At 56.9% G+C, this 24,171-nt stretch carries 20 protein-coding genes; 16 read left to right on the top strand and 4 right to left on the bottom strand.

Annotation, left to right across the window (positions count from 1 at the left end):
- Positions 1–159: 159 nt before the first annotated feature.
- Positions 160–1,953, top strand: a complete 1,794-nt coding sequence (locus tag ENH71_RS15840; RefSeq protein ID WP_294135357.1) for a thioredoxin domain-containing protein — start codon at positions 160–162, stop codon at positions 1,951–1,953.
- Between the two features lie 229 nt (positions 1,954–2,182).
- The gene (locus tag ENH71_RS15835) at positions 2,183–3,373 is read left to right on the top strand and encodes a serine hydrolase domain-containing protein (RefSeq protein ID WP_294135359.1); all 1,191 of its coding nucleotides are present in this window, start codon (positions 2,183–2,185) and stop codon (positions 3,371–3,373) included.
- A gap of 93 nt (positions 3,374–3,466) precedes the next feature.
- Here the strand turns inward: ENH71_RS15835 and ENH71_RS15830 are convergent, their stop codons facing one another.
- Positions 3,467–4,297, bottom strand: a complete 831-nt coding sequence (locus ENH71_RS15830) for a glycosyltransferase family 2 protein (protein WP_294135361.1) — start codon at positions 4,295–4,297, stop codon at positions 3,467–3,469.
- Positions 4,294–5,229, bottom strand: coding sequence for an FkbM family methyltransferase (locus ENH71_RS15825; RefSeq protein WP_294135363.1), 936 nt, complete (start codon positions 5,227–5,229; stop codon positions 4,294–4,296). Before ENH71_RS15825 ends, ENH71_RS15830 begins: the two co-directional genes overlap by 4 nt.
- A gap of 186 nt (positions 5,230–5,415) precedes the next feature.
- Here ENH71_RS15825 and ENH71_RS15820 point away from each other — a divergent pair, with 186 nt between their 5' ends.
- Genes ENH71_RS15820 through ENH71_RS15810 form a run of 3 tightly spaced genes read left to right on the top strand, consistent with a single transcriptional unit; the run spans position 5,416 to position 8,422 of the window.
- Positions 5,416–5,829: a hypothetical protein gene (locus ENH71_RS15820; RefSeq protein ID WP_294135365.1), complete on the top strand. Its 414-nt coding sequence runs from the start codon at positions 5,416–5,418 to the stop codon at positions 5,827–5,829.
- 15 nt (positions 5,830–5,844) lie between these two features.
- A complete protein-coding gene (locus tag ENH71_RS15815; protein WP_294135367.1) occupies positions 5,845–6,867 on the top strand; it encodes an alpha/beta hydrolase in 1,023 nt (340 codons plus the stop codon).
- A 7-nt stretch (positions 6,868–6,874) separates the two neighbouring features.
- Positions 6,875–8,422 (top strand): ATP-binding cassette domain-containing protein, encoded by a 1,548-nt coding sequence (locus tag ENH71_RS15810; protein WP_294135369.1) that lies wholly within the window; start codon positions 6,875–6,877, stop codon positions 8,420–8,422.
- Positions 8,423–8,447: 25 nt separating this feature from the next.
- Here the strand turns inward: ENH71_RS15810 and ENH71_RS15805 are convergent, their stop codons facing one another.
- The gene (locus ENH71_RS15805) at positions 8,448–9,260 is read right to left on the bottom strand and encodes a toxin-antitoxin system YwqK family antitoxin (protein WP_294135370.1); all 813 of its coding nucleotides are present in this window, start codon (positions 9,258–9,260) and stop codon (positions 8,448–8,450) included.
- A gap of 102 nt (positions 9,261–9,362) precedes the next feature.
- On the bottom strand, positions 9,363–10,403 hold the full coding sequence (locus ENH71_RS15800) for an MBL fold metallo-hydrolase (protein ID WP_294135372.1): 1,041 nt from the start codon (positions 10,401–10,403) through the stop codon (positions 9,363–9,365).
- A gap of 282 nt (positions 10,404–10,685) precedes the next feature.
- Between ENH71_RS15800 and ENH71_RS15795 the strand changes: the two genes are divergently transcribed.
- The 11 genes from ENH71_RS15795 (at position 10,686) to gspK (ending at position 24,158) form a co-directional block, all read left to right on the top strand.
- Complete coding sequence (locus ENH71_RS15795; RefSeq protein WP_294135374.1) at positions 10,686–12,323, top strand: beta-helix domain-containing protein; 1,638 nt, start codon at positions 10,686–10,688, stop codon at positions 12,321–12,323.
- Between the two features lie 110 nt (positions 12,324–12,433).
- Positions 12,434–15,106, top strand: a complete 2,673-nt coding sequence (locus tag ENH71_RS15790; RefSeq protein WP_294135376.1) for a TonB-dependent receptor domain-containing protein — start codon at positions 12,434–12,436, stop codon at positions 15,104–15,106.
- Positions 15,107–15,187: 81 nt separating this feature from the next.
- On the top strand, positions 15,188–16,057 hold the full coding sequence (locus ENH71_RS15785; RefSeq protein ID WP_294135378.1) for a type II secretion system protein N: 870 nt from the start codon (positions 15,188–15,190) through the stop codon (positions 16,055–16,057).
- A gap of 24 nt (positions 16,058–16,081) precedes the next feature.
- Positions 16,082–18,133, top strand: a complete 2,052-nt coding sequence (gene gspD, locus ENH71_RS15780; RefSeq protein ID WP_294135380.1) for a type II secretion system secretin GspD — start codon at positions 16,082–16,084, stop codon at positions 18,131–18,133.
- Between the two features lie 32 nt (positions 18,134–18,165).
- A complete protein-coding gene (gene gspE, locus ENH71_RS15775) occupies positions 18,166–19,605 on the top strand; it encodes a type II secretion system ATPase GspE (RefSeq protein WP_294135458.1) in 1,440 nt (479 codons plus the stop codon).
- A gap of 40 nt (positions 19,606–19,645) precedes the next feature.
- A complete protein-coding gene (gene gspF / locus ENH71_RS15770; RefSeq protein WP_294135381.1) occupies positions 19,646–20,866 on the top strand; it encodes a type II secretion system inner membrane protein GspF in 1,221 nt (406 codons plus the stop codon).
- A 49-nt stretch (positions 20,867–20,915) separates the two neighbouring features.
- Positions 20,916–21,368 carry a type II secretion system major pseudopilin GspG gene (gene gspG / locus ENH71_RS15765; protein ID WP_294135383.1) on the top strand — a complete coding sequence of 151 codons (453 nt, stop codon included), beginning with the start codon at positions 20,916–20,918 and terminating at the stop codon, positions 21,366–21,368.
- The gene (locus ENH71_RS15760; RefSeq protein WP_294135385.1) at positions 21,343–21,942 is read left to right on the top strand and encodes a GspH/FimT family pseudopilin; all 600 of its coding nucleotides are present in this window, start codon (positions 21,343–21,345) and stop codon (positions 21,940–21,942) included. Before gspG ends, ENH71_RS15760 begins: the two co-directional genes overlap by 26 nt.
- Positions 21,939–22,355, top strand: coding sequence for a type II secretion system minor pseudopilin GspI (gene gspI / locus ENH71_RS15755; RefSeq protein ID WP_294135386.1), 417 nt, complete (start codon positions 21,939–21,941; stop codon positions 22,353–22,355). The genes ENH71_RS15760 and gspI overlap by 4 nt, the downstream gene beginning before the upstream one ends.
- A 1-nt stretch (position 22,356) precedes the next feature.
- Positions 22,357–23,103, top strand: a complete 747-nt coding sequence (gene gspJ, locus ENH71_RS15750) for a type II secretion system minor pseudopilin GspJ (RefSeq protein WP_294135387.1) — start codon at positions 22,357–22,359, stop codon at positions 23,101–23,103.
- The gene (gspK, locus tag ENH71_RS15745) at positions 23,100–24,158 is read left to right on the top strand and encodes a type II secretion system minor pseudopilin GspK (RefSeq protein ID WP_294135389.1); all 1,059 of its coding nucleotides are present in this window, start codon (positions 23,100–23,102) and stop codon (positions 24,156–24,158) included. The genes gspJ and gspK overlap by 4 nt, the downstream gene beginning before the upstream one ends.
- Positions 24,159–24,171 lie beyond the last annotated feature (13 nt).

Genomic DNA, 24,171 nt, shown 5'->3' with positions numbered 1-24,171 from the left:
TAGCGTTTGACTTTGTTTCCCACAGTGATACGATTCGAAACATGAACGGGCTCATTTTTGGCTTGATTCAGTCTTGCAGGTCAGACAATTGAAGGCGAATTAGACGGCCAGGGCAAATTGTAAGTTCAAGGCAAAAATATTTAATTGTTGGAGGATACGATGATCAGTTGGTTTCAGAACAAAGGCAAGACCACGGCCTGTGCAGCACTGACTGCACTGTCGCTGGCCGTTGGCGCGGGCGCAAGCCACGCTGCCGATGAGCGTGTGGGCGATTTCGCGCTGCTGGACCACGAAGGTTATTTTCACCACATGGCCTGGTATGACAACAATAAAGCTGTCGTTTTCCTGGTTCAGGGCAACGGCGCTCAGGAAACCCGTGATGCGCTGGCGTCATTCAGCGAACTTAAGGCCCGCTACGAAGATCAGGGTCTGGTGTTCATGATGATCAACCCGCTGGGTGAAGATCGCGCAGCCGTGTCTGCCGACGTGGCCGCATTGGGCACTGATATTCCTGTGCTGATTGATGATGTGCAGGCTGTGTCCGAGTCAATTGGCATCGAACACATTGGCGAAGCCGTGGTTTATGATCCCAAGTCTTTCCGTGTGGTTTACCGCGGTGCAGTCGGTCAGGCATTCGCCGATGCCGTTGCCAGTGTGGCAGCCGGTGAATCTGTTGCTACCCAATATGTGGCTGCCCGGGGCACCGAGGTCGAGTACCCTGAGCGCGACATCACAGCGGTATCTTACGAGAAAGACGTGGCACCTATCATTGCTGAAAACTGTGCCAGCTGTCACCGTGAAGGCGGCATTGCGCCGTTCGCATTGAACAGCCATGCCATGCTGCAAGGCTGGTCGCCAATGATTCGTGAAGTTCTGATGACCAAGCGCATGCCGCCGGGTCAGATCGACCCTCACATCAATGAATTCCGCAACAGCTATGTGGTTCCTTTCGAAGATCAGCGCAAGGTGCTGGACTGGATCGCTGCCGGTTCAAAGAAAGATGGCAGCACAGATCCGCTGGCCATGATTGAGTGGCCACCCACAGAGTGGGCGTTCGGCGAGCCTGACTATGTCATTGAGGTGCCCAAGCAGTCAGTTCCTGCAACGGGGGTACTGGATTACCGCTATGAATTCATTCCGATCAACCTGCCTGATGGCAAGGATCGTTATGTCAAGGCCAGTCAGTACATGCCGGGCGACCGTACCGTACTGCACCATACCCTGAACGCTCTGTTTGCACCGGGTGAGCGCCCCAGTGGTAGCGGTTTTGTCGGTACGCCGGATCCAAACCTGGCATACATCACGCCTTATATCCCGGGCGCGGCGCCCTATACCGAAGAACCCAACACCGGTGGTTTGCTGCAGGATGGTTCTACCATCGCCATCCAGCTTCACTACACCACAACGGGCCGCGAGACCGAGGATGCCAGCCGTATTGGTGTCTGGTTCTACGACGAGGATGAAATTCCGGAAGAGCGTATGACCGGTGAGTGTGCGTGTATCTTCACGCCTACCTGGACCACGATTCCGGCGTATGATCCCAACTTCGAGATGCAGGCCCAGATCGAAATTCCGGAAGATGCATACCTGCACAGCTTCCTGCCGCACATGCATTTCCGCGGCAAGTACATGCGCTTCGACGCTCACTTGCCCGATGGTACGGTAAAGCCGCTGATCAACATCGCCAATTACAACTACAACTGGCAGATGGAGTACAAGCTGGAAGAGCCGATGCTGGTGCCTGCCGGAACCCGCGTAGTTGCAACCGGTGCCTTCGACAATTCCGAGCAGAACAAGGCCAACCCGGATGCGTCTCGTGACGTGCCATGGGGCGACCAGAGCTGGGACGAAATGTTCTTCGGTCAGGTTTACTACAAGCTGGTAGACCAGAGCCGTTATGCGGTCACCGAGAACGCGCCGGCAGACAGCAACCTGGTAAGTGCGGCTCAGTAAATTGCTGATTTGCATCCCGGGGTAGCGACTCCGGAAAAAAAGGGGAGGCAGAAATGCTTCCCCTTTTTTTTGCTTTGGCATAAGCCACGGCAGGGGCAAAGCGCTTGTGTCAGGCAGGGTGCTGGTGTACAACAAACGCCTGTCTAACTACAAAGCAAACAACGCCATGAAAATGTCTCTTTTACGGACTTGCCTGAGTACGTTCATGATCGCCGCCGGAATGGTTGGCGTGACAGCAGCACTGCCGAGGGCAGAGCCTGATGCACTTGGATTTTCACCTGCGCGACTGGCGCTGATTACCGAAACTTTGCAACACTACGTTGATGCCGGTCACATCCCGGGCCTGGTAGCCGGTATCGCCCGCCATGGCCGTATTGTGTACCTGGAAAGTCTGGGCTGGCAGGATGTGGAACAACAGGTCCCCATGCGCGCCGATGCCATATTCCAGATCCGGTCCATGAGCAAACCCATCGTGTCACTGGCGGTTATGCAACTGATAGAACAGGGTCAGTTGCGGCTCGATGACCCGGTGTCACATTATATCCCCGCATTCACGGATATGTTGGTGCTGGAAAATCCCGCCGACCCTGATGGGTCTGCCCGGCCGGCATCCCGGCGCATTACGATCGCGGATCTGTTGTTACACACTGGCGGCCTGAGTCATCGCAACAGCGCTCTGTATGTCGACCGTGAGGTGCGTTCGCGCGCGGATACATTAGTGCAGTTGACCGACAAGGTAGCGCAGGTGCCCTTGATCGCTGATCCGGGCGCGGTCTGGAACTACAGTATCTCGACGACGGTGCTCGGGCGGGTCGTGGAGATTGTGTCCGGACTGCCACTGGATGACTACCTGCAAACAGCAATACTGTCGCCGCTTGACATGGGTGATACCGGCTTTTTTGTACCTGAGGGCAAAATAGACCAGGCGGTTGGTGTGTATCGCCTGGGCCCGCAAGGCATGCAGCGGGAGCCTGATATGGAGATACCCATCACGCAGGATCCTCCTTTGATGGAAGGTGCTGCGGGCCTGGTCAGCACGGTGCCGGACTACCTGCGCTTTTTGCAGGCCTTCATGAATGGTGGCGAGCTGGACGGACAGCGCGTACTCAGCGAGCCCGGGGTTGCCCTGATGACCTCAAACCAGCTTCCTGCCGAGGTGCTGCCAATCGCGCTCAATCCCCAGCGTCCCATGCGCGATCTGGGCTGGGGCTACGGTTTCAGTGTTGTCATTGACGCCGCAGAGAGTGGGTTCGCGCGCAACAACGGAGAGTTTGGCTGGAACGGCTCCTTGGGTACGTTTTCCTGGGCCGACCCCGAAACAGGGACCGTGGCGGTGTTGATGCTGCAGATACAACCCTCGGGCGCCTATAATTTGTCGGCACTGTTCAAGTCTCTGGTTGCCCAGTCGATAGTCCCCTGAGGCCCGGGAATCAGTGCTGGATCTTGTGCTGCGCGACTCGTTGTCGGTGTGTAAGGCTTACCCTGATGGTCATGACATGTCTGTAGCAACAGTCTACTGCACGTTCCCGGGCTTACTCCTGGCAATGCCGAAATCGGTCCAGTAAACGCCTTTTTTTGCGTTCTCCAGTCGCAGTGCCTTATTCGCTTTCACCGTCGCCGGGTCCTTGTAGCCCCGTTTGTGATCAAGGTGAATCACAATCGCGTTGTAGCGTACATGTTTGGGTTTGATGCCCAGATTGATCAGGCGGACACCGAATTCCCGGTCCAGACCACCCCATGCCATACGTTCGTCAAAACCGTTGATGGCCAGAACATCCTGGCGCCAGGCCGAGCCATTAGAACCCTTGAAATTGCAACGCGTCGGCGTCAGTCGATTGAACCACCTGGCCAGCACCGGCCCTGCCGTCAGTTTGCTGTTCTTGTAGCTTGATGGTAGTCCATGCTGCTTCAGCCATGACAGCTCAAAACAGCGACCGCTTAACACATCGTCGTGGCTTATGTCGGTGCTGGTGGACATCGGCAACTTATGATAACCCCCGGACAGGTATCGGCCCGGCTCCGCCTCGCGGGCATGAACCGCAAGGAAGTCGCGTCTCGGAATACAATCACCATCGGAAAAAACCAGATAGTCACCGGTTGCGCAAGCAATCGCTTTGTTCAGGATGGCGCATTTGCGGAAGCCGTCATCTTCCTGCCATACGTGTTTAATATCGAGGCCGGTTTCAACGCGAAGCCTGTCGAGCAATGTCCTGGTCTCGGGTCCAGAGCCGTCGTCACCGATTATCAGTTCAAAATCAGTGTGCTCCTGCACGCTGTAGCCCCAAAGGACTTTCTCCAGCCATGCCGGGGCGTTATAAGTGGTAACAATGACAGACAGTTTCATGACATGGCTCTTTGTGCACGGGGTGTAGTTCTGAGTCCCTGCGCCGTGGCGCCGGGCTGTCGTTCAAACACGGAATTCATGCGGTTGTGCAGTATACGCTGGTAACCGCGCTGTTGCAGCAGGGCAAAAATATCCTCCTGCCACAGGTGCGGCGAATTTTCGATGATCACAAGTCTGGCCAGTAGCGCATCCGGCGCCTCGCGCAGGTATGGGCCCATGGCCTTGTCCTCGGCACCTTCGATGTCAATTTTGAGGACGTCGATGTGGCTGATCTGCTGCTCCTGCAAGACGCTCAGCAGGGGGCGGCAATGGATGATGACATCGGTCCGGCGTGGGTCGTCGTGACCCAGGCGCGAGCGATTGTTATCGCTTATGCTGCTGGCGCCGAGGTTGCTGCTGTCCAGTTGCAGCACAAACTGGCTTTCGCGGTCAGCAATGCCGATCTCCAGCACATTGGGTGCTGGCGCGTTGACTTTCGATGAGTTGGCCGCAATGTTAAACAGCAGACGCTGGCGTGTCGCCGGGTTGGGTTCGAACGCCAGGATGCGCCCGCCTGCACCAATGACCTGCATCGCTGTTAATGTGTAAAGCCCGATGTTGGCACCGATGTCGAGAAACACGCCGTCTGCCGGCAGGTTTTCGCGCAGTAATCTGCGCTCCGGCAGATCGTAGCGCCATGGGGTAAACACGAATTTTTTCTCTGAATAGTTGTCATTGAACTGACAGCGTAGATTTAATCCACCGACACAGATATCAACAGGCAATGGTGTCAGTCGGGTCATGACCTTGCGCAGCACCGGTGCCAACAGCCGACTGCTACGCGGGCCATGGTCACGATGACACACAGCGAGCAACCGGTTTAACACGGGGGCAGGGCTATGGCTGCCAAATGGCAGAGGGGCCGTTTCATCCCGTTTGTTATTGTGTGTCAATGTGATGTGACTCCATGTGTGCTGACAGCCGTGTGTCAATGATGTCAGTGTGCGCCCGCTGAGTCCAGTTCAGACCGCCTGCCTGACACTGTCAGGCGCTTGGCGCTTGCCTTTAGGCGTCGGTGACTTTAGAGTTTCCCATTGTCGTCACGACTATCGGGTCGGCATTTCGATTGCGAGGAAGCTATGCGAACACGGCAATTTGCCTTATCAGTGATGCTGGCCACAGCGTTGACGGCATGCGGCGGCATGTCCAGCTATGTCGCCCCGCCGGCCAGTGAGCGCCTGATACCCGAGATAACAGAGGAAGGAACCAAGTTTTTTGTCCTGCAGCGCGACTATCTGCGGCCGGAACAAAACACTGACACCGCGACGCCCGCTCGCCCGCGTGGTCGCGCAGGCGATGAATTGCTGATGGGTGAGCGCAACATTGAGCAGCGCCTGACACTGATCATGGAACGCACGGCGTATTGCCGGGAAGGCTTTTTCGAACTTTACCGCGAGCAGACCCTTAGCGGATTTTCGGTGCGCGGGGAATGCCGTGAAGACGCCACCGATGCCGATCGTGAACGTTTTTCGACCGGCCCCATACCACTTTAGCAAGCTGGATCCGCCATGAGCCACAGACTGATTGCTGTACATTTACTGACCCGTTGCCTGTGGATTGTGCTGGCACTGGCGACGCCCGCGTTGTCGGCCCAGCCGGCAGCGGAGCCATCACCAGCAGCACCGGCATTGCCTGCCGGTTTGCAAACGGTGTCTTTTTTCAGCCCGGCTGTTTCGCGGCAAATGAAGTTCGATATCGTGTTGCCGCCCGGCTACGACGAATCCGATGAACGTTACCCGGTCATTTATCTGCTGCACGGTTACATGCAGAACTATACCGTGTGGGGCCGCAATCTCGGCGCAGCGTTTTATGCCCGTAACTTCTCTGATCTGATTGTGGTAATGCCGGATGCCGGCAATAGCTGGTATATCAACTATGCCAGCAGCGAGGGAAATCAGCGCAACAACTGGGAAGATCATATCGTGCGCGATGTGATTGGTCATGTTGACAGCAATTTTCGCACCCTGGCCCGCCGGGAAGGCCGGGCCGTTGCCGGCCTGTCCATGGGGGGCTATGGCGCGATAATGCTGGGTCTGCGACATCCCGACCTGTTTGTCTCCATGGCGAGTACCAGCGGTGCGCTGGCACATGCCAGGGACCGGGCCACGGCCATCGCCGAGGGCCAGCCGGCACCGGTAGCGCGCAGCGTCCGGGACTCACCGGAACTGGCACGTGCTGACGCCTTCATCTCGCAGATCATCGATATTCCGGGATTCAGCAGTCAGGATGATCGCAATCCTCAGGGCACTGATTTTGCAACTGTCGCGCAGGCGCAAGCCTATGATCCTTTCCATATCATCTATGAAGTTCCCAAGAGCCAGTTGCCACATATTTATCTGGACAGTGGTATTGATGACGGCCTGATCAATGCGGCGCTGGAATTCATGCAGATTCTGTTACTCAATGATATCCCGTTCGATTATATGCAGGCTCACGGCAGACACAATTCGGAATACTGGAGGCGCTCTGTCGGCCATCTGATGTCAGTGCAGTACGAGGTCATGCAACGCGCCCTGGGTAACCGACCCTGAGAGTTCTGTGATATCAACAGCGATGTCGACCCCCCTGATCGAACTGAATAACGCCCGGTATCGAATCTCGGCGCGCAACGTATTGCGTGTCGATGCACTCGCGCTCTTTCCCGGTCAGCACTGGTGTGTGTTCGGCGGCAACGGTGCCGGCAAGTCGATGCTGGCTGCTCTGCTCAGTGGCCGGCTCTGTGGTAGCGGTCAGCCAACATTTGCCGATGGTTTTGATCCGCGTGCTGACATTTGCGAAGTATCCTTTGCCGAACAGAAGCGCTGGTGGCAGCACGACGACCGGCACGATGTCAGTGAGTTCAGCACCTCTGCCACGGATGCAGGAACAACGGTCAGCGCCCTTATCTGTTCGGCCGGCATTGACCCTTTGGACACTGACCGGCTCAACTCCGTTCTGACGCTACTGGATATTGCCGCTATCAGGAACCAGGGTATTCGTTTTCTGTCTTCAGGGCAGGTCCGGCGTGCCTTACTCGCCCGTGCCCTGTACCGGCGCCCGAAACTACTGATCCTGGATAATCCGCTAGAGAGTATCGACCGCATCAGCGCCAATCGAATTCGCGAGGCCATTGAGTGCTGGATGTCAGCCGACAACTGCACTTTGCAATTGAGCCGTCGTCGTCGGGATGTGCTACCCGGCATCACTCATCTGGCACTGATGCATGATCTGGTGGTGACTGCTGTTGGCATGCGCGACGAAGTCTTTGCGCGTAGCGCTGACACCAAAGCTCCGGGCACGTCGTGGATGTCCGATGTCGCGCAACTGCCAGCAGAGTTACCGGCGCCGTGTGTGGGTTACGAACAGGCGCTGGCGGCGCCCGGACAAAGTCTGATTTCCTTGCGCGGTGTCAGCGCTGCGTATGGCGACAAACCGGTATTCAGCAATCTGCACTGGGAAATGAAGGCCGGGCAGCATGTTTTGATTGCAGGCCCCAATGGCAGTGGCAAGTCGACGCTGCTGGGGCTGATCGATGGCGATAACCACAAAGCATATGGTCAACCCGTATATCTGTTTGGCCGGCTGCGCGGTACCGGGGAAACCGTGTGGCAGATCAAGGCACGGTTTGGTGTTGTGTCCAATGAATTGCACAACAGGTACATCAAGGGCTGGCGAGCGCTGGATGTGGTGGTCAGCGGTTTTTTCGACTCACAGGGGTTATACGATGACAGCGGTGCCGCTGAGGCATCAACTGCGCAGGCCTGGCTGAAAACCCTGGGTCTCGGTGAGCTCGCGCGCGCGTATTACCACGAACTGTCATTCGGCGAACAACGGCTGGTGCTGCTTGCCCGCGCCATGGTCAAGCAACCGTGGGTTCTGGTACTGGACGAAGCCAGTGTCGGGCTTGATGACCATCATCGGGGAAAGCTGCTTGCCATGCTGGATCTGATAGCAAAAAGGGGCAGGACACACATAATATATATCAGTCACGATGACGAAGAGTGCCCGGTATTTATCAACCAGAAGTTGACGTTCTATAAATCGTCTGCCGATGCACCGGCCGCAATAACCGTGCAGGAAATTGGTGCCGGCCAGTGCGACGGATAACAGCCGTCAATAGGGGTGACGTTTGTTACCATGGCGCATCGGTAATACTGCTGTCGCCGGGCATGAATTGTTTGGCAGCGTCCGGCACCTGATAAAAGCGCGTCAGCATCAGCAAGACACCAGGCACGTCGAGCAATTCGGCGTCTGACAGCACCAGCTTGTCGCGAATACGCTCGAGCCGCATGAACATCCAGCCGTCGTTGGTGTAGTTGATGGCCTGGAAGGTTTCGCCGTCGACGCCCCAGTGGGATGAAATCAGCTCCTGGCCGACCTGACCGTCGAGGCGGGCGAACGGGTAAAACCAGCGTTCATCGCGGGCGCCGGCCAGGTAAGTGATGATGTGACCGTCCGGGTAATACCAGGCCTCGTTGATCGTGCGGAAGCTGAAGGTGGCTGGGTTGCCATTGGGCCAATACAGCGTCTGGCCGCCCCGCGCCCAGCGGAACGCCATGACCTGCCCGTTAGGGTAGTAGATGGGTGTATCACGTCCCGGCCGCGCGACAAACAGCTGCCCATTGGGGTAATACCAGGCGGAGTCATACAGGTCTGCAGACACAAACTGGCCATTGCCGTAGCGGCTGCTGAAGCGGGTAGTTTCAGTCAACAGCACGGGTTGGCAGGCCAGTCGGTTCAGCTCTTGCATGGCCGACTGCATGTCGGTCAGTTGTCGGGGGTTGTCATAGTTGGCAGGCAGCGTGGTGTTCACCGCCAACATCTTTGCCATAAATTCCAGCGATGCACAGGCACTGCTGACTGAGCCGGCGTCAGCCGCTGCCATGTTGCTGCCAGCCGCCAGCACGAGTGCCGCCAGTAAGTTGCGCAGGTGTTTTATTTTCATGTCATTGTCCCTCTGAGTCTGTCGCCGGAGAGCCCGGTTATTCGATTGTCAGGGACAGCCTACGATGCTCCGAATTAACGCCTGCTGAATGGACCGAAAATGTCAGCTATTTTGCCAGTGCAGAACACCGCCGTGTATGTTTGCCACCCGCTCATGACCTGCGTCCTTGAGGATGCCCACGGCGAGTGACGAACGTTTGCCGGAGCGACACAGAGTCACTACGGGCCGGTCTTGTGGTACCTCGGTAACGCGCTGGCGCAGTTCACTCAAGGGTATGGACATGGCATTGTTAACGCCGTTGAGCGGTTCATCCTGTTCATCGACTTCGCGAACATCAAGGATGGTGACTGAGGGTTGGTTCTGTATCACCCATTCCGGTTCAACTTCGGCAATACCAGCGAAGGTGATGCGTATGTCGGCCCAGTCAGGCTCGTCGGGCAATTTACCGTCTTCTGGCATACCACTGCGCATATTGGCGGGCAGGGCCTCGTCGATCTTTTTTGGATGCGGTAATTGCATGGCCTGCATGTAATGCACAAAGTCTTTTTCGTTGGCTCCGCCACCGACGCGCGGATTAAAGGCTTTTTCTTCCGCAACCGATGAACGGGTGCGGCCGTTGTAGTCATGAGCCGGGTAGATCGCGCAGCTGTCAGGCAAGCTGAAAATCTGTTCAGTGATGGAGTGATACAGTTTCGCCGGGTCGCCCTGTTGAAAGTCACTGCGCCCGCAGCCGCGGATAAGCAGGGTGTCGCCGGTGAACGCCATACTGTGGTCAGCCAGCACATATGTGTTGCAGCCATCAGTATGACCGGGCGTGGCCCGCACTTCCAGAGTGATGTCGCTGACGCCAAAACGATCGCCGTGGCGCAGCGGGATATCGACATGTTGCGCACTGATGACAACCGAGGATGCGATCCGGCACCCGGTCTTCTGTTTCAGCAGCCAGGCGGCAGTGATGTGATCGGCATGCGCGTGAGTGTCGGCCACGATTTTCAATGTCAGGTCGAGCTCCTGGAGCAGCGCCAGATCACGTTGTGATTGTTCAAAGACCGGATCTATCAGTATGGCTTCGCGGGTTTTTTCGTCTGCCAGCAAATATGTGTAGGTCGACGACACTGCGTCATAGAGCTGTCTCAAAATCATGATTTTACTCCTTTTTCCGTAATCCGGTTAGCGGTCGCGTATTTCGTGATATCTGTAAAGCATTGAAATATAACATTTTCAAAAAATGCCAAAAATATTTTGACTGCCTTTGCTTGTCACGATTCTGACACGATTGCTGATCAACAATATCGCACCGCGGTTGCCTGGGCATCGAATTTGTCTGTCCCAGGTTGATTGAACCGCTCAGTTTTCGACTCGACAGCGACTCGATTGCCAAGACCAATTTCTGGTGCAGGACCATAAAAAGGAGCGATTGTGAACATGAACATCAAGACTATTTTCAGCATCAGCCTGCTGGCAGCGGCAGTGACCGCCTGTGACGGCGGCGGTGTGACACTGGCACCCTCAACGACTGTGACGAACTCCAACAATACCACCAACCAGGGTGGTGACAACAGCGGTACAACCAACCCCTGTGCCAGCTATACAGCATCCGGCCAGACTCTGCAGGGCAGCTACGACGGCACCAATTGTACCTATTCTTCTACATTTGTTGCTGACACGCGTCCGCTGACCTCTGATCTGGTCATCAACGACCTGCCTGATGATGGCCTGCACATTTTTGAAGACAGTCTGTTTGTTGGTCGCGATGTTAACGAGAACTCCGCTGCCCAGGGCGTGCGTATCCCGCAGGACGGCGAAGGCCCCACGTTGACTATTGGCGCTGGCGCCGAGCTCGCATTCTTCAGTTCTCAGGATTACGTTGTGGTTACGCGTGGTGCTCGCATCATTGCGGAAGGCACACGTGAGCGTCCCATTATTTTCAGTGCCGTCGCCGACCTGCGCGATGGTCAGGCTACCGAGGCCGACCGTGGTCTGTGGGGTGGCATACAGATCAACGGCAATGGTCTTACCAACAAGTGTACCGATGCTGATCGTCAGTCAACTTCCAGCAACCCGCACAACTGTCACGTGGCAGCTGAAGGCAAGCCCAACACCTACGGTGGCAATAACAATGCCGAGAACTCCGGTGTGTTGCGTTATGTGCAGATTCGTCACGCCGGTTTTGAAGTGGTTGATGGCGACGAAGTGAACGGCTTGACCTTTAACGCTGTTGGCTCAGGCACAACCGTTGAATACGTACAGACTTACACCACACTGGACGACGGTTTCGAAATGTTCGGTGGCGCAGTGGACCTGAAGTACATCGTCGGTGTTAACGTTGGCGATGACGCTTTCGATTACTCAGAAGGTTGGGCGGGCGATATGCAGTTTGGCCTGTTCATTCATACCTCAGGCGGCAACCGCTGCATCGAGGCTGATAACACCGGTGACAGCCGCCCTGACGATATTGCGCCGTTCACCAAGGGGCGCGTGTCAAACATGACCTGCATCACCTCCAATGTGGACACCAATAACGGTACTGCTCCCAGCTCCAAGGGTGATGCGGAAGGCCCTCTGTATCGTGAAGGCACGTACTTTGAAATGTACAACTCCATCATCACATCCAGTGCAGACGGCATGGCCAGCAACGAGTGTATGGAAATTGACAGCGCACAGACCATTTCCGGCATCAACTCCGGCATCTCGGTCGCCAGCGGCAACGTGGTCGCCTGTACTGAAGCGCTGAAAGCCAGCGGTTTTGACGTTCGTAGCTGGTGGGTCAACGGCGGTAACGCTGTGGTAGATGCGCCTGCCAATTTGCCGGCGAACGTGATCCAGGGTTTGAGCCCGGCCAACCCGACCGCTTACGTCACCGCAGCAAACCTGACGGATGCCAACGGTACTGCGATCAACGTCAATGTGTTTGATGTGACCCGCCTGAACAACAACTTCGATGCAGCTTCTGCACCGGCGTTGGGCGGTTCAGGTAGCAGCTCCTTCTTCGAAGCTGTCGACTTTGTCGGTGCAGTAAAAGAAGGTGACGACTGGGTGTCAGGCTGGACAACCGGCCTGTAACACCGCCGATTGCGTCTGGTTACCGGACGCAGACTCACGGGGATAAGGCCGGTTTGCGGACTTATCCCCGTTCGGGCTTGAAGATGCTGACAAAATTACAGGTTATGATCATGAAAAAACAAATGGTTTGGCAGAAACGGGAACTGGCGCTGGCAGTCGCGCTGACAGTGTCGGGCTTCGCAGTGGCGCCATCGGCACTGGCGCAGGACGCCGGTTCTGCGCAGGCAGCTCCCCAGATTGACGAAATCGTCGTCACCGGCCGATTGCGAGATGCGGCCCGGTCGCTGGTCATGGAGCGGATTGAGCAACCGTTTGCGGCCGAAGTTGTTGGCATTGAGCAGATCTCACGTGCCGGTGACTCCGATGTCGCCTCGGCGCTGCGTCGGGTGACCGGTCTGACGCTGGTCGATGGCAAATTCATCTACGTGCGCGGTCTGGGCGAGCGCTACTCCAGCGCCACACTAAACGGCGCGGAGATTCCCTCTCCGGAGCTGAGTCGTAACGTGATTCCGCTGGATTACATCCCGGCGTCGATTCTTGAGTCGGTCAAGATCAGCAAAGCCTACTCGGCGGATCAGCCGGCAGCTTTTGGTGGCGGCAACGTCAACATCCGTACCCGTGGTACGCCGGATGAGCTGGTTTTTGATATCGGCGTGGGCACCGGCTGGAATACCGAAAACTCCGGCAAAGGTCTGCCCAATCTGGGTGACCAGGGCGACCTGCCGTCATCAATCATGCAAGCACTGAACAAGTATCAGGGCGATATCAGCCCTGCCAATATTACCCGTTTCGAATTTCCGGGGTCGGGCACACCCACGGCTGCGCAGCAGGCTGCAGGCGTTGCGATTAACCGCGACCTGATGCTGGACCTGAATCGTAATATTGATATTGACCGCGAAACAGACCTCGACCCGGATCGCAACATTTCGGTTACTGCTGGCAATGCCTGGGACATTAACAATGATCTGTCATTTGGCGCATTGGCCAATGTTTCCATTGGCGAATCCAGCCGCAATTCGGATCAGTTTGAGCAGAATTTTACTGACCCTGATGAATCGTTCAGAAATATCCAGCGCACGTTCACTAACGAGAGCACAACCGCTGCCGTCAACCTGAGCATCAACTATCAGGATCGCCACAAAATTGGCACCAACAGTTATCTGCTGCGCGATGATGAAGATCAGTCCTCCATCGTATTGGGTTACAACGCTGACTTTCAGCAGGCCAACGGCCGTCAACGCAAAACCAATATCACTCGCTTGGAAAAGCGCGAGCTCAAAGTCAATCAGGTCACCGGTGAACACACCTTTGAACGTTATGACCTGGACTTCCTGACAATTCCGGCGGTGTTCGATTTTATTACCAGTCTGGATGTTAACTGGTACTACTCCGATGCCCGCGCCAGCACCGAAGTACCCAATGCATCATCCGTGCAGTCAATCAACCAGCGCGACCCCAACACCGACGCCTTGCTGGCAACCCAGGTTAATACCGGTGCGTCAGCGCAGTTCAGCTTCCTGAATCTGGAAGACCAGGTAGAAAGCTGGGGGTATCAGGTCGATGCGCCTTTCGATCTGGGTTTTGCCGACGGTACCATCAGTGGCGGCTATAACCGAAGCCGGAAATCCCGTGACTATCAGGGTTATACGGCCAATATCGTGATGGGCGCGCTGGGTCGCAATGGCGCCCCGGCACAGGTGTTCAGCGACAACAATCTGTCCGATCTGAATAACGGTTTCTTCCTGGATATGGGTTCCAACTTCGGCACCGAGAGTTATCTGGCCGCCGAAACCAAGGCGGCCGCGTTTGGTTCTGTTGATGCCTTCTTTATGGATAACTGGCGTGCGACGGTTGGTGTGCGCTGGGAAGACTTCAATCGTGGTGTGTTGCCACTGGATTTACTGGATTACACCGGGAATTCCCTGAATGGTATTATTGAGCAGATGCAGTCGCCTGATCAGACCTTCACGGTGCGCGATGATGATTTTTATCCGGCAGCGGCACTGACTTACATGCAGGACGGTTTCCTGGGTACGGAAAACTTCCAGGTGCGTCTGGGTTACGGTAAGACAGTGGTTCGCCCGGATCTGCGCGAATACGCCAATATTCAGTTCATCGACCCTGAGTTGAACGACCGTGTCGCCGGTAACCCGAACCTGAAGTTCTCCGATATCGAACACATCGACCTGCGTACGGAGCTGTTTTTTGATAATGGTGACAACCTCACCGTGTCTTTGTTCTACAAGGATATCGCCAATCCGATTGAGCGTGTCGAGCGTCCGGGGCCACAGGATGCACGTCTGCTCAGTTTTGAAAATGCGGAAGGCGGCGAGATCTACGGTGTTGAATTCGAAGGCCTGAAAGTGATTGGTGCCGGTTTCTTTGTCAGTGGCAACCTGGTATTGAGCGATTCAGAGCTGACCTTCACCGAAGCCAGTTCACAGACCAGTCTGAAGCGTCGCCTGACCGGGCACTCGGAATACGTTGTGAATACGCAGTTGGGATATGACTCGGAAAATGGCCAGCACTCGGCATCCTTGTTGTACAACGTGTTCGGTGAGCGCGTATTTTTTGGTGGTCGTTCACCGTCACCTGATGCGTTCGAAGATCCGTTCCACTCACTGGATCTGACCTACTCGTACTTCCCCACCGACAGTCTGACGCTGCGTCTGCGCGCGCAGAACCTGTTGAATGAGAATCGCGAGTTCTACCGCGACGACGTCCGCATTATCGACGTGGAAAGTGGTGCCAGACTGCGACTGGATCTGCAATGGAACCTGTAAAACCCGCGCCGTAACACGACGGCGCGGTACAGCTCAATCAGGCGCGATCAGCATATTTGGGAGAGTATACTGAACACGATCTTGCTTAAAACTCGACAGAGCTTTGCCTCTGTGTTGCGCCCGGGTCTCACCGCGATAATCATTATCGCGATGCTGGCCTGGGCGGGTCACAGTCTGGCGCGACTTTTCTGGTTATTCAATTCTCAGCAATCCTCTGCCGCCGCCGGCTCAGTGTTGCCTGCCACGCAACCTGTGGCGCGCACAGCCCGGCAAGCTGGCGGTGTTGATGTCGCGTACCTGCAGGCAAATTTCCGGCTCAAAAACGGTCGTAGCAACAATACCCCGGACAGTAGTGGCGGCGAATCGCGGCAGGCTGCCAGTACTCGCTTGAGTCTGGTCCTGCGGGGCTCGATTGCCGGCAGCGCGGCAGCAGATTCGTCAGCGATTATTGCCAGCGGTGAACAGCAACGTATCTATTTTATCGGTGACGAGCTGCAATTCACCACGCCCGGCGTGATGCTGGAAAGCGTGCATCCCGGCTATGTGGTGCTGAACAACAATGGGCGTCTGGAATCCCTGTGGATGTATGAGCCGCAGGCGTCTGCCAGTGTGCCCGCCGTCCGTGCCGGCAACTCTGGCCTGGCCTCAATGCAAAGGCAAGAGTCTGCGGCCGCGTCGCTGACCGAACGTGTACAGATTCGAATCTATCGCGACAATGGCACTGTCCGCGGCTTCCAGATCCGGGAAGACAGCGATCCGGCCATGCTCACAGCAGCTGGTTTGCAGGCGGGCGACATCATTACCTCGGTCGACGGTGTTGCCGTCAATCAGGACAATGATCTGTCTTCTTTGACTCGCCAACTGGCGAACCGGAACCAGGTGGATCTGGCGCTGATTCGCAACAACTCCACGATGACGGTGACAGTAAGCCGTGATGCGTTTGCATTCTGACGACAACAGCAGGAACCCCTTTAGATGAAACAGCAGGCCATGATGAGCAAGCAATCCTTTTCAAGTTCGGCTTTATACCGCTTTCTGGTCGGTGTTGTGATGGCGTTTGCGCTGACCACCGGTGCCCTGGCGCAGGAGCAAAGCTGGACGCCGAACTTCCGCGAAAGCGACATTCTCGAAGTTATTCGCGCGGTACAGGATGTCACCGGTAAAACCATGATTATCGACCCACGTGTGCGCGGGCAGATCACCGTGATGAGCAGTCAGCCCGTCGATGCACAGGGTTACTACAGTATCTTCCTGCGCGCACTGGACATTAATGGTTTTACTGCAGTGGAGTCCAGCGACAATATGGTCAGCATTCTGCCGACGCAGGAAGCGCGTTCAGCGCCGCTGCCGTTTTCCAATTACGATGCGACCGATAGCAATCGTTATGTCACCGAAGCCATCCAGCTCGACAATGTCTCGGTGGCCGAAGTGCTGCCGGTGTTGCGCCCTCTGGTATCGCAGAGCAACGGCCAGATGTCGGCGTACCCGAACGGCAACATGATAGTGCTGGTTGACACCGTGGCCAATATTGAACGTATAAGACAGATTCTTGAACGTATCGACCAGACCTCCATACCTGAAACTGAAGTAATCCGCCTGGAGTTTGCTGAAGCTGGCACGATCGTCGCATTGTTGCGGGAAATGAACGAGGATCCGCAGGTGGCCGATCAGGAACCGGTGGGCACACGATTGCAGATCAGTGCTGATGTACGCACGAATTCCGTACTGATCACCGGTGGCCAACGTCAGCGCGATAATATTCGCGGCCTGGTAAGACTGCTTGATCAACCGCGCGAACAAAGCGGTAATACGCGTGTGGTGTATCTTGAATACGCCGACGCCGCCCGCATTGCCGAAGTCCTGAGCTCGGTTGTACGCAACATGTTCGGGCTGGCTGAGGGAGACAGCGCGGAAAATCAGACGGGCCGGCGTGCGACCATTGAGGCGGATCCGGACAACAATGCCCTCATTATCACTGCGGGTCTGGACATCATCGATTCGCTGCTTGATATCGTGCAACGTCTGGATATTCAGCGTGCGCAGGTGCTGGTAGAAGCGGTCATTGTCGAGATCAATGATGACGTGGGGCAGAACCTGGGGATTCAGTGGCTGTTCCGTGATGAAAGCGGTGCTTTTGCCAGCAGCTTTGATGCCGGTAACAATCTGCAACAGTTGGGTCTGGTGGTTGATGGTGCGCTGAACGAAGATCGCACGGCAGCGTTAACCGGCATCGCTGCTGGATTGGCCGGTGCGGCCGGACAGACTATTGGCCTGGGTCGTCTGGGCGGCAGCACCGACTTGCTGGCGCTGATTGATCTGCTGCAGGCCAACTCCGGTGCCAATATTCTGTCGACACCAAACATATTGACCACGGACAATACCGAAGCGGTGATCACGGTTGGCGAAAGTGTGCCGTTTCTGACCGGGTCATTTACCACGCCAGGCGGCAGTGGCGGAGTGGAAAATCCGTTTCAGACCATCAATCGACAGAATGTGGGCACAACCTTGAAGGTCACCCCTCATGTCAATCGCGGTGATCGGGTCGCGCTTGATATCAGTCAGGAGATTTCCAGTATTTCGCCAAAAGCGGGCGCAGTCGACCTGATCACCAATGAGCGCAAGATTGAAACCCGGGTCACGGTGGCAGATGGTGAAACGGTGGTACTGGGCGGATTGATACGCGACAACGTGGTGCAGAACGAAACCCGCGTTCCGCTGTTGGGCAGCATACCCGGCATTGGACAACTGTTCCGCTCACGCAACAGTTCGGTGCAGAAGACCAATTTGCTGGTGTTCATCCGCCCGACGATTTTGCGCACCGATGATGCCCTTCGAGGCGCGACCGCTGAAAAATACCAGCTGATACGGGATCAGCAATTGCAGCAAACGCCATTACACGGCTTCCTGTTTGACGCCGGCGAGCTGCCGGTGTTGCCGCCGTGGGAAAGCGTGTCTCCTGGCGCGGCATCGTCGGCAGCAGGAACAACCGGAACAGCGACCGACACAAACGCCGGGGACGCGCCGTGAGCGAGCAGACGGCGCCGGACAATGGCTTTGCCATGTTGCCTTACGACTTCGCGGATGCCCACGGTGTCATCGTCGACGAAGGTGTAGTCTATCATCGGCCCGGATTGACGGTGCCGGTGTTGATGGAACTGCGCCGGGTACTGGGTCGCGCATTTGCACCGGTCAGCCTGGATGCAGAGACGTTCCAGCAACGCTTGACCCGGCTGTACCAGAGTGGTGCCGACGCCGCCCAGCGCGCCGCTGACGAGCTGGGGGATGATTTTGATCTGGGTGCATTGGTCGACGAGATTCCCAAAAACAGTGATCTGATGTCGGGCGCTGACAACGCGCCGGTGATTAGGCTGATCAATGCCGTGCTGTCGCAGGCTGTTCGTGAAAAGGCGTCCGATATTCATATTGAGCCGTTTGAACACAGAGTGTCAGTGCGCTTTCGTGTTGACGGTGTGCTCAGGGATGTACTGGCGCCCAAGGCGGAGCTGGGCCCGGTGCTGGTGTCACGTCTTAAAGTGATGGCGCGGCTGGATATTGCCGAGAAACGCCTGCCGCAGGACGGTCGTATCAGTGTGCGTCTGGCCGGGCATGCGGTGGACATCCGGGTGTCAACCATACCCTCGTCGTTTGGCGAGCGCATCGTGCTGCGTTTGCTGGATCAGGCGGCCGGGCAACTGGATCTGGAACAACTGGCGATGCCGGCGCAGGTCTATCAGGCATTCAGTCGTGCTCTGCAGAAGCCGCACGGCATTATTCTGGTGACCGGGCCCACCGGCTCGGGCAAAACCACAACCCTGTATGCGGGTCTGCATCATATCAACAATCGCCAGCGCAATATCCTCACCATCGAGGATCCGGTGGAATACCTGTTGCCCGGTATCGGCCAGACACAGGTCAATACCAAGGTGGAGATGACGTTTGCGCGCGGCCTGCGCGCCATCCTGCGACAGGATCCTGATGTGGTGATGGTGGGCGAGATCCGTGATCAGGAAACCGCAGCGATAGCGGTGCAGGCGTCGCTGACCGGCCACCTGGTGTTGTCGACACTGCATACCAATACCGCCATCGGTGCAGTGACGCGACTACAGGACATGGGCATTGAGCCGTTTCTGTTGTCGTCCAGTATCGAAGTGATTCTGGCGCAGCGCCTGGTGCGCTGCCTGTGCCAACAGTGTCGCCAGCCCGTTGCGGCAGATCTCAGTGAACAGCAACGCTTCGGCTTGCCCGAAGGCTCGGTGGTGTATCGCGCCCACGGTTGTGATGCCTGCAACCAAAGCGGTTACAAGGGTCGAACCGGTATTTATGAATTGATCGAAGTCGATGAAGCGCTGCGCCGGCTCATCCATGATGGCGCCGGCGAACAGACCATGCTGGCGCATCTGCGCGCCACCAGCCCGGCCATTGACGAACACGGGCGGCAGCGCGTGCTCGCGGGTGAAACCAGTCTGGAAGAAGTGTTGCGGGTGACGACATGGTCGTAGCGACTGGTTCGCGTCATTCAATGGCGGAGGCCCGATAATCATGCCGTCATTTACCTACCAGGCGCTGAATGCCGAGGGCAAGCAGGTCAGCGGTGTCATTGAGGGCGACGGCGAGCGCCAGGTGCGTGCGCAATTGCGCGCGCAGAAACTCAAACCTCTGACGATCAGCTCCGGCAAGGCGCCTGCCTCGGCAGCAGGGCTGGCGAGTCTGCTCAGGCGTCAGCGGCGTCTGTCGGTGGCCGAATTGTCACTGGTCAGCCGGCAACTGGCCTCACTGATCCAGTCGGGGCTGCCATTGGACGAAGCGCTGCAGATCAGCGCGCGCCAGAGCCGCAATATCCGGGTAAAAACGCTGTTGTCGCAGGTGCGTTCGCGGGTGCTGGAAGGCCACACGCTGGCGCAAGCGATGAGCGAACATCCGGCCGCCTTCGACCGCATGTATTGTGCCATGGTACGCGCCGGGGAATCGGCCGGTTATCTGGGTGAAGTCATGGAACGTCTGGCTGAGTATACCGAGACCGGTCAGCAGTCGCGGCAGAAGTTACAAATGGCACTTATTTACCCATTGGCGTTGCTGGGTGTCAGTGTGCTGGTTGTCAGCTTGCTGATGACGTTTGTGGTGCCCAGACTGGTTAGCATGTTTGCCAGCTCCAACCGGGAATTGCCGGGATTGACGCAGGCCCTGATAGTGGTCAGTGACTTTATGGCATCGGGTTGGGCGCTGTTGTTGTTGGTGGTGATGATTGCCGCAGTGATCGGTTTTCGCTGGCGCCTGCGCGATGCCGGCGCCCGCATGCGCTGGCATCAGTTCCTGCTGCATGTGCCGTTGCTCAGCGACATGCTCCGGCAGATGGACAGTGCCCGGTTTGCCTCGACGCTGGCCATTCTGCTCAGCAGTGGTGTGCCCCTGCTTGAATCGGTGCGCATCGCCGCGCAGGTGCTGGACAACGAGGTGATGCGTAACGCCACTGAACAACTGGCAGTGCGCGTGCAGGAAGGGGGCAGCTTCAGTAAAAGTATGCAGCAGGCCGACGTGTTTCCGCCATTGCTGGTGCAGATGGCCGCCAACGGCGAAGCCAATGGCACATTGGCCAAACAACTGGCCTACGCCGCCAACAACCAGGAGCGTGAATTGCAGATGCGCCTGGGTACCACCATGGCTTTGCTGGAGCCGTTGACCATTGTCCTGATGGGCGGGCTGGTGACCCTGATAATGCTGGCGGTGTTGTTGCCGATTTTTAATATCAATACTCTGATCTGAACCGGCGGCAACGCCCAAAATTGTTAACGAGGAAGTGGGGATTATGCAAATGCAACGACAAACAAGACCGGCAACAGTCAGTCAGCGCGGCTTCAGTCTGATCGAGATTCTGGTAGTGCTGGTCATCATGGGGTTGCTGATCAGTATCATCGCGCCCAATGTGCTGGGCCGCGCCGACGAAGCCAGGGTACAAAAAGTGTTTGCCGATTTCAGTGCCATTGAAACTGCGCTGCGTATGTACCGGTTGGATAATTATTCATACCCGAGTAGTGAGCAGGGGTTAAATGCGCTGGTTGAGCGCCCGACGCTGGCGCCAGTGCCGGCGAACTGGAAAAGCGATGGTTATCTGGAGTCGCTGCCGGTTGATCCCTGGGGCAATCCCTATCTCTACCTGAGCCCGGGCCAGAATGGCGATTACGACATTTTCACCTACGGCGCTGATGGCACGCGTGGCGGTGAGGGCCAGAATGCCGACTATGGCAACTGGCAGGACATGGAGTAAGACCGCGGTGCAGGGTAAGGCGCAAGGTTTCAGTCTGATCGAGATGCTGGTGGTGATGACCATCATGGGGCTTATTGTCAGCGTAGTCACCCTGTCCACGGGTTTCCTGTCTTCGGTTTTTGGCGCGGATGGTGAAGGATCGGTAGAGTCGGTCGCAGATGAGCTGATGGTGCTGATGGCAGCCGCCTCATCGCAGGCGGTGTTGAGCGGTGAGCCAATGGCAATGGGATTTGCCTCGTCATCGGCAGCGCAAGATGAAGGTATTGCGGTCACCTGGCTGCGTTACGGACGCGTCACCGGCGGATCGGTCCGCAATCGTCAGGCGATGTGGCAGCAGGTTTCCGGCCAGGCCGGATTGCGCGACTTGCCATTGCCGTCGGCGCTCAGCAGTGAATTGAGCATAGAAGGCGAACTGATTGATGCACAGGTACTGGCAGCAAGCCCAGGCATGCCGGCACTGGTGTTTTATCCCACTGGCGAGAGCACCGCTTTTCACTGGTTATTGGCCCGGGGTGAACAGGCCGTGACCCTGACCAATGCCAGCACCGGAGAGATCGAGTGGAGGCAGCCATGAGCCGCCGGTTGCCGGCACAGATACAGGCACAGGGTTTTACCCTGATTGAAGTCATGGTGGCATTGTTTGTGGTCGCGGTGGCGTTGCCCGCACTGATGTTTCAATTGGGCACTCAGTTGAGCAGTACCGGGGTTCTGCGAGACAAGACGCTGGCGTCCTGGGTGGCGCAGGATCAGTTGGCCATTCATCGGCTGCAGTCTGCGGGCAATGCCTCCGGTGAGTTGCAGGGCGAACGTCTGCTGGCAGAACGGGAATGGCCCTGGCTGTTGTCGACAGAAACGACACCGGTACCGGGCATGGTGCGGCAGACGCTGCGTGTTTATCCCGATGTGACGGCTCGACAAAGGCAGCGTGATGCCATTGTCGAGATGACGGTCTATGCCCGCACGGGCGCTGTCAGTGGAGCGCTCTGAGATGACTGCTTTCTGCGGCCAGCGTGGTTTCACCCTGATTGAGTTGTTGATTGCGATGGCCCTGACGGCACTGATAGGTGCCATGTCATACCGTTTTCTGGACACTGCGATGGCGGTGTCGGAGCAGGGCTCGGATGTCCTGCAGCAGCTCAATGATCTTGAGCGAGTATGGTTATTAATGGCGGCGGATCTGCAACAGGCCAGCACGCGGCCTGCAGCAAAGCCTGCCACCGGCGTGGATGCATTGGCGGTCACGGATCTCCAGCCTCGTGGTCGTCCTGCCATGTTGAGTCTTGCTGGCGGCGGTATGTTTTTACCATCCACACTGCAGCGACCGGGTGCACAGTTGTGGTTTGTGCGGGCAGGCTGGAGCAACCCTTTGCAACAAAGACGTTCCGAATTGCAGCGCGTAGCTTACCGGGTTGTTGACGGCAATCTGTATCGGGATTACTGGCCGGAGCGCAATCAGAGCCTGACTGAGACGCCCGCAGGGAGTCTGCGCCTGTTGCAGAATGTCGAGGCATTGAGTTTTCGATTTCTTCCTGTCGGGGCGCTGCCGGGTGAGGATGCCTGGTCGCGTGAATGGCCCCCGGTTTTAAACGACAGCGTGAGCACAGCCGCGCCGGGCGATGACAGACAGGCAAACGATGAACTGATGACACGGTTACCTGCGGCGGTGGAAGTGCAATTGCAAAGTCGCGCGCTCGGCAACATCAGCCGGATATTTTTATTGGCGGGGGCACCATGACAGTGGCGCATGAAAGCAGGCTGGGTCAGCCTGCGCACAATCGCGGCAGCGCGCTGGTGCTTGCGCTGCTGATTGCCGGGCTGGTGGCGGTGTTGGCGGTGCAGTTTGGCCAGGCCTTCCTGTTGCAAGCCAATCGTACCGAAAATGGACTGTTGCAGGCGCGCTTCCACGCCTACCTGCAGGGCGCGGAAACCCTGGCGGCCCAGGTGCTGGCAACGGACGGCATGGACTCGCAGCTCGACCACCTGCAGGAAGCCTGGGCCACGCAGCTGCCGCCATTTCCGACCGACGATGGTTGGCTGGAGGTTCAGTTAGTCGATGCGCAGGGACTTTACAATATCAATAACCTGTCTGTTAAAAGTGCCTATCAGGATGATCTGTCGATGCCACCCGCACAGCGCTTCAGCGAGCAACAAAAGCAGTTTATCCGCCTGTTGCAGAGCTTCGCCGAATACCCGTTGAGTGAGGCGGAGGCCATTGAGATTACGGAAGCCGTTATAGACTGGGTGGATGAGGATGATCAGCCTGCGGGACCGGGCGGTGCCGAGTCGTTGTATTACAGCGCGGAGTCGCGAGCTCTGAATGCCGCCAATCAGTTTGTCTCCGACATCAGCGAGCTGGCATTGGTGCGGCATATGAGCGCGGAGCTGTTGCTGAGAATAATGCCTCTGGTCACCGCGTTGCCTGTGCCTACGGCGCTCAATATCAATTCGGCACCGCCGCAAGTGCTGGGCGCGATCAACGCGAGCCAGGATCTTGAACCGCTTCCGGCGGACTCGGTATTGGCACTGGCACAGTACCGGGCGCAGGCGTTTTTTGGCGAAACTGCTGAGCTGGCGACGGTGCCGGTGCTACAGGGTATAGGCGACAAAATCGCGCTCAACGAAAGCCAGAGTCATGATGAAGAAAGGCAAAACCGACCCTATGGCGTCGCCAGCGAGTACTTTATCGTTTACGCCAGTGCGACCATTGGCGAGCACACCCGATTCATGGAGGCACTGCTGTTTCGTGATGAAAACGGTGTTCGTACCTTATCCAGAAATTTCGCTTTATAGTTAAACGGGAACA

The organism is Pseudohongiella sp., assembly GCF_011050365.1.
Lineage (GTDB): Bacteria > Pseudomonadota > Gammaproteobacteria > Pseudomonadales > Pseudohongiellaceae > Pseudohongiella.
This window is presented reverse-complemented; position numbering and strand designations above follow the sequence as displayed.